Raw genomic sequence first — 927 nt, 5'->3', positions numbered from 1 at the left:
CGATTTGACTGACGAACAATGGCTTCTGGTGGAGCCCTACGTGGCTACCAGTGGCTATGGACGGCCGCCGCTGCATACCAAACGGGAATTGCTCAACGCCATTTTCTATCAGGGCCGGGCCGGCAGCGCCTGGGCGCTGTTGCCGCATGACCTACCGCCCTGGCGCACGGTCTACAAGCAGTTCGAGGCGTGGCGCGAGGACGGGACCTGGGACCGGTTGATGGATGGCCTGCGCCGGAGCGTACGCCAACCGCAGCGCGCGGCCGAGCCCACAGCGGGGGCCATTGACACGCAGTCGGGCTAAAAGGGGGGCTGTCACGGCGACGATGCGGGCAAACAAGTAGCGGGCCGTAAGCGCCATATCGTGGTCGATACCGAAGGGCTACCCCTGGCGGTGCAGGTCCAGTCGGCCAGCGTGCAAGACCCGGTCGGGGCCGGGGCGGTGCTGGCTGAGGCCAAAGCCCGGGCCCCGAACCTGCAACTCGTTTGGGGCGACGGCCGCTATCAAGGCCCCCTCGTGAACCAAGCAGCCCAAGCGCTGGGTCTGCGGGTGGAAGTGGTGAGCAAGCCGCCGGGGCAAAAAGGCTTTGTGGTGCTGCCCCGGCGCTGGGTCGTCGAACGCACCTTTGCTTGGCTAGGCAAGTACCGGCGCCTCGCCGGGCGCGATTACGAAACCAATCCCCGCAACAGTGAAGCCTGGATTAAAATCTGCCTCAGCAACTTAATGCTCAGACGACTCGCCAAACGGTCAATATCGAAACCTGACGATTAATTTATCCTACATGAACTGTGTTAAAAAGCAAGTGGTAGAGTTGCTTTTTTGATAAAATCAGCTTGATAGGGCACGCCCGAGGTCACGATGGCAAAAGCCTGCTTGAGGAGCTTATTGCAGACGGCAATCAGGGCCAGCTTGCCGTTCTTGCCGTT

At 61.3% G+C, this 927-nt stretch carries 1 protein-coding gene and 1 pseudogene; both read left to right on the top strand.

Annotated elements, in window-relative coordinates:
• On the top strand, nt 1-304 hold a 304-nt coding region (locus J4G38_RS26165), incomplete at its 5' end, for a transposase (protein ID WP_226163891.1).
• Nucleotides 305-331: 27 nt separating this feature from the next.
• Nucleotides 332-772 (top strand): annotated as a pseudogene (locus J4G38_RS26160) (transposase); the annotation flags it as partial.
• Nucleotides 773-927: the final 155 nt, after the last annotated feature.

Origin of the sequence: Hymenobacter terricola, from assembly GCF_017921975.2 — a bacterium.
Lineage (GTDB): Bacteria > Bacteroidota > Bacteroidia > Cytophagales > Hymenobacteraceae > Hymenobacter > Hymenobacter terricola.
Note: the sequence above shows the minus strand (reverse complement) of the source record. Positions and strands in the feature narration are given on the sequence as shown.